Source organism: Trebonia sp. (genome assembly GCF_049794275.1).
In the GTDB taxonomy this organism is placed as follows: domain Bacteria; phylum Actinomycetota; class Actinomycetes; order Streptosporangiales; family Streptosporangiaceae; genus Trebonia.
Genome location: NZ_JBARCR010000690.1, coordinates 1 through 5,216 on the forward strand (window position 1 = coordinate 1; position 5,216 = coordinate 5,216).

Genomic DNA, 5,216 nt, shown 5'->3' on the forward strand with positions numbered 1-5,216 from the left:
GTCCGGTCCCGCGACCAGCCGACGGTGCCGGTCAGCGACCGGATGCGCGGCGCGTCGCTCACCGCGACCACCGCGGCGAATCCCACGCCGAACCGGCCCACCGTTTCCCCTGCCGCATCTGGTCCCCGCTTGCTCGAGGCACGCAGCGTGGACAGCGCCTCCACACCAGCGGCGTCCAGCGCCGCCCCCGTGTTCGCCGCGGTCAGCGTCCCGTCCCTGAGCGTCAGCCGCAGCCGGCCAGGGACACCCGCGCGCGCCGCGGCGTCTGCCGCGTTCTGCGCCAGCTCCACTACGACCCGGTCCCGGTACCCGCCGAGCGCGTAGTCTTCCTCGGCGTTCGCGTCCTCGCGGAACCGGGCGGCCGAGGCCGCCCAGGCGTCAAGCACCCGGCCGCGCAGCTCCGCGGTTCCGAACGGATCGCCCGGCTCATCCAGCACAGCCCGACACTAGCCCACCCGCCCCCGGCGACCGGATCGCCGGGCGGCTTGGAAGCGGCTACCGTATGCGCGTGGAGTCCTGGGCAGATCACGCCGTGCTGTGGCACGTGTACCCGCTTGGCTTCACCGGCGCGGAGCGGTCTGCGCTGCCCGCGAACGAGCCGGTCAGGCACCGGCTGCGGCAGCTGGAGGCCTGGCTGGATTATGCGATCGAGCTCGGCTGTAACGGGCTGCTGCTCGGCCCGGTCTTCGCGTCGGAAACACACGGCTACGACACGACCGACCACTTCACCATCGACACTCGGCTCGGCGACGAGGGCGACTTCGACGCGCTGGTCGCCGCCGCCGGCCTGCGCGGCATGCGGGTGATCCTCGACGGGGTGTTCAACCACGTGGGCCGCGGGTTCCCGGCGTTCCAGGCGGCGGTCAACGGTGGCGCGGGGACTCCGGCGGCGCGCTGGTTCTCCCGCGGGCCCGACGGCGGCTATGTGATTTTCGAGGGCCATGACCAGCTAGTGAAGCTGGATCACGAGGAGCCCGCCGTGCTCGGCTACGTGATCGAGGTGATGAAGTACTGGCTCGGCCGGGGCGCGGGCGGCTGGCGGCTGGACGCCGCGTACGCGGTGCCGCCGACGTTCTGGGCCAAGGCGCTGCCAGCGGTGCGGGAGTCGTTCCCTTCCGCGTGGTTCCTCGGCGAGATGATCCACGGCGACTACGCCGCCTACGCGGCCGAGAGCGGGCTCGACTCGATCACCCAGTACGAGCTGTGGAAAGCGATCTGGTCCTCGCTCAACGACCGGAACCTGTTCGAGCTGGACCACGCGCTCGGGCGGCATAACGGCTTCCTCGACGCGGAGCTGCCGCAGACCTTCGTCGGGAACCATGACGTGACGCGGCTGGCAAGCATGCTGAAGGACGAGCGGCACGTGGGGCACGCGCTCGCGGTGCTGTTCTGCGTGGCGGGCGTGCCGAGCGTGTACTACGGCGACGAGCAGGCGTTCCGCGGCGTGAAGGAGGAGCGGCAGGGTGGCGACGATGCGGTCCGGCCGGCGTTTCCGGCGGATCCGTCTCATCTCATCCCGAACGGATCGTGGTGTTACCGCCTGCACCAGCGCCTGATCGGCTTCCGGCGCCGGCACCCGTGGCTGGTCCGGGCCCGGACGGTCACCGAGCACCTGGTCAACGACGCGATGGCGCTGCGCGTCAGCGGCGACGACGGCCAGATCCTGCTGCTGCTGAACGTCGGGGACGAGCCGTACCGGTTCCCGGTCGAGGCGGATTCGCTGACCGTCGCCGAGACCGCCGAGGCAGGTGTAGCCCCCGATGACCCGCTGTTCGTCCCGCCGCACAGCTGGACGATTCTGGCGTTACACGAGCGTAGGCTGGTGCCGCCGTCCGGGCCGGGTCTACGATCTTTAAATCTTGTCGCCTGGTCCCAGCCGAGGGGAATCTCGATGGCGCTGTACATGTATCAGGCCTCCTATACCGCGAAGTCGATGGCGGCTCAGCTCACCGAGCCGCAAAACCCCGTGGAAGTGATCAGGCCGGCATTGGAGGACGTGGGAGCCACGATCCTGGTGGCTGGCTTTCCGTTCGGCGAGTACGACGTGCTCATCGTGTATGAGGCACCGGATGATGTGACCGCCGCGAGCGTCGCGATGGCGGTTGCGGCCGCGGGCGAGGTCAAGGAGGCCAAGACCACGCGGCTGCTCAGCGGTCAGGAATGGCTCGATTCACTGCGCAAGCGCAGGGTTGTCAAGGCCCGGAAGGTGCGCTAGCCGCGTCAGCGCTGGTTCCAGAAGTCGCGTTCCTCCACCACGAGCCCGTCGCTTCCGAACCGGAGCACCGACACCCCGGCCAGGTCTTCGCTGCCGCCATCGGTCAGCCGGGTCTGCGCGGTCCAGGGCACGGCCGCCTGATCACCGTCGACAAGCGGCGCGCCGAACCGGCACTGCGCCGATTCCTCCTCCGCGAACACGCGGGCTAGATAGCCCGGCTCCGGGTCGAGGAACGGATGCTGCTGCCAGAACGCGCCCTCGGCATAAAGCGCGCTGATGGCAGCGACGTCATGCGCGGGCCAGCCGCGTTCCCACACGTCTGCCCACCGCTGGGCTACCTGTCGCGTGTCCATGCGCCCACCCTAAAGAGGGGCACCGACAAACGGGTTTACCCGGCGCGGGCGGTGGGCGGTGAGTGGCTGTGCAGGACCTGGCCCTCCGGGCCGTAGGCGGTGGTGGTGCCGTCGGGGTGCAGGATGAGGCGCCAGCCGCGGCGGTGGATGCAGATGTCGTGGGTTGGGTCAGTCCGGGGCGCCCTGCCGGGATTGGTCCCGGTGGGTTTCCCCGGACTGCCCGCCAAACCCGGCGTGCGTGTCTCCACGCACCGGGCTTTCCGCGTGTCTTGGCCGCTGGGTTTAGCCGCTTGCGGCGGCGTGTTCCGGCTGGGGTGCCCACGGGGTCGGGATCTTGGCTCCGCGATAGCGGTAGCGTCTGACCGGTACGGCTGACGCGCCGGTGAACCTGACTCTGCTGGCGGCGAATATCCATGTTCCGGGCAGGCAGAACCTGCGGCGGAGTTCTGGCATTCCGAGCCCGTTGCGTCCTTGGTGCTTGCGGCGCAGCCAGCGCATGATGCGGTGCCATGCGTGGAAATCGACTGTGCTGAAGACCCTCTTGGACACGCCGTGCCGGAAGTAGTTCGCCCACCCGGCCAGGGTCTTGTTCACGCTCTGGAGGAGCGCGGCGAGATCCTGGTTCAGGGTTGCCCTGTACGTTTTCTCCGCGACCTTGTCCTTGACAGCCTGGATGGCCTTCCTGGACGGGACGGTGTAGACGTAATGCTTCTGTGTTCCTCTTTTCCGCCTGCGGCGGATGGTAAAGCCGAGGAAGTCGAAGCCCTCGTCGATGTGGACCACGCGGGTTTTCTCTTCCGCAAGCCGCAGCCCCAGCGGGGCCAGGACGGCGGCTGCCTCGGCGCGCAGGGCCTCGGCGTGGCGGCGTTCTCCGCTGACCATGATGACGAAATCATCGGCGTAGCGGATCAGCCGCCAGTTGCCCAGGCCCTTTCCTGCGCGCCTGCTGCGCTGCCGCGGGTCGTCCTGCCACTGGGCGGCGAAATGCTCGTCCAGCGCCGACAGGGCGATGTTGGCCAGCAGCGGGGAGAGTATCCCGCCTTGCGGGGTGCCGGTGAGGGAGTCCTCGCGGTTGCCGGTGCAGGTCATGACCCCGGCCTTGAGGAACGCCCTTACCAGCGCGCAGGCTTTCTTGTCCTTGATCCTTGCCCGAAGGCGGCCCATCAGGGCGGTGTGGTCGATCTCGTCGAAGCACGCCCTGATGTCGGCCTCCAGCACCCAGTGGTATTTCCTGGTCCCTGATGACAGGTAGTGGATCTCGGCTATGGCGTCCTGCGCGCGGCGGCCCGGCCGGAACCCGTACGAGCACGGCTGGAAGCCCGCCTCGAAGATGGGTTCCAGGACCAGCTTGAGCGACGCCTGGACCACCCGGTCGGCCAGGGTGGGGATCCCGAGTCTGCGCATCTTGCCGTTCTTCTTCGGGATCATCACCTGCCGGACCGGCGACGGCCGGTAAGTACCGGTCTTCAGCTGGTCCCGGATCTCGGCCAGGAAGCCGCTCACGCCCCCGGCCCGGTACTCGACATGGGTGATCGTCACCCCGTCAGTGCCGGGCGTCCGCGACCCCTTATTGCTCCTGACGCGCATCCACGCTTCTGCCAGGAAGTCAGGGTCGCAGACGAGGTTGAACAGGTCACCGAACCGGCGGGAGGGATCTTCTCCCGCCCAGCGGTGCAGCCTGGCCTGCATCCCCCGTACCCTCCCCGGCGGGACCGGCTGGTCCTGCACCTCGGCGGCGAAGTCCCCGCCCGGTCCTGCGGGCAGGGCGCCGGGATTCCCCGGCGCGTCTTCGGGCATTGCAGTGCCTCACTTTCTCCTGGTAACTGACTGACACGCTGCCGCCCTTCCCCGTGCAGCCGGCTCTCCCGGCCCCTGAGTACTACGGCGGCTCCGCCCCGCCCGCAGCCTTCGGCTGGCGCCGCGCCTATCCGCCCCTGTCCTCCCTGGCGGGGAAGACAGAACGGAGCGGTCGCGGGCGGTTCCCACGTTCACTGCTGTCCGGTCGGCAGGTTAGGCACCCGGCTCTACCCCTGCGGCATCGCCACGGCTACGCCGCAGCCCTTCACCGTGGCCTCCCATCCCAGGCTTCCAAGACCCGGACAGGAGTTCCCCCGGCCCGCCCGGCAAGGCAGGGCACGGGGTGCGCGCCGCATCCCAGCCCGCATCCACCGGGTTCGAGCTGGTTTTGCATTAAGAGGCGTAACAGCACCGGTTCCTCGCGTATACCTTCCCGCCTCGCTCACCGCGCCCGGCCCGTCCGGCAGTACCAGGCCGACACGACTTTGTCAGGGCTGCTCCCGCCCTCCCCGCCGACCCGCGGATCAGGCTGCCCTCAGCTTCACCCCGCTGCTGCGACAGCAGGGCAACGGAGGTCTCTCACCCCCATCCGGAAAACCGAACTTGAACAGCAGCGCCTCGTGGCGCACTGGAACTGGCACAGCAGCACGCACTCACTCACGGCGGTTTTGCCGCCGACTTTCTTGTGCTGCAGGTGGTGCACGTCGCACCAGGCGGCGGGTCTCCCGCACCGTGGCCAGGCGCAGCCGCGGTCGCGGAGCTGGACGGCGCGGCGGATGCTGGCCGGGATGGAGTCGGAGTAGCCGATGTCCAGCGGCAGCGACGGGGTGTTGTACGGGGGGGCGAGCAGG

6 protein-coding genes are annotated in these 5,216 nt (G+C 69.2%); 1 reads left to right on the top strand and 5 read right to left on the bottom strand.

Going from position 1 to position 5,216, the window contains the following annotated elements; translation table 11 throughout:
• On the bottom strand, positions 1-437 hold a 437-nt coding region (locus WA805_RS18430), incomplete at its 3' end, for a sacsin N-terminal ATP-binding-like domain-containing protein (RefSeq protein ID WP_425242943.1).
• Positions 438-508: 71 nt separating this feature from the next.
• On the opposite strand from WA805_RS18430, the gene WA805_RS18435 reads away from it, so the two are divergent.
• Positions 509-2,215: an alpha-amylase family glycosyl hydrolase gene (locus WA805_RS18435; RefSeq protein WP_422286990.1), complete on the top strand. Its 1,707-nt coding sequence runs from the start codon at positions 509-511 to the stop codon at positions 2,213-2,215.
• A gap of 5 nt (positions 2,216-2,220) precedes the next feature.
• Here the strand turns inward: WA805_RS18435 and WA805_RS18440 are convergent, their stop codons facing one another.
• The 4 genes from WA805_RS18440 to WA805_RS18455 form a co-directional block, all read right to left on the bottom strand.
• Positions 2,221-2,568 (bottom strand): nuclear transport factor 2 family protein, encoded by a 348-nt coding sequence (locus WA805_RS18440; RefSeq protein WP_422278006.1) that lies wholly within the window; start codon positions 2,566-2,568, stop codon positions 2,221-2,223.
• A gap of 35 nt (positions 2,569-2,603) precedes the next feature.
• Complete coding sequence (locus WA805_RS18445) at positions 2,604-2,816, bottom strand: hypothetical protein (protein WP_425242944.1); 213 nt, start codon at positions 2,814-2,816, stop codon at positions 2,604-2,606.
• A 34-nt stretch (positions 2,817-2,850) separates the two neighbouring features.
• Positions 2,851-4,365 carry a group II intron reverse transcriptase/maturase gene (gene ltrA / locus WA805_RS18450; RefSeq protein ID WP_425242945.1) on the bottom strand — a complete coding sequence of 505 codons (1,515 nt, stop codon included), beginning with the start codon at positions 4,363-4,365 and terminating at the stop codon, positions 2,851-2,853.
• A 541-nt stretch (positions 4,366-4,906) separates the two neighbouring features.
• The coding region (locus WA805_RS18455; protein ID WP_425242946.1) for an HNH endonuclease signature motif containing protein at positions 4,907-5,216 on the bottom strand (310 nt) is incomplete at its 5' end.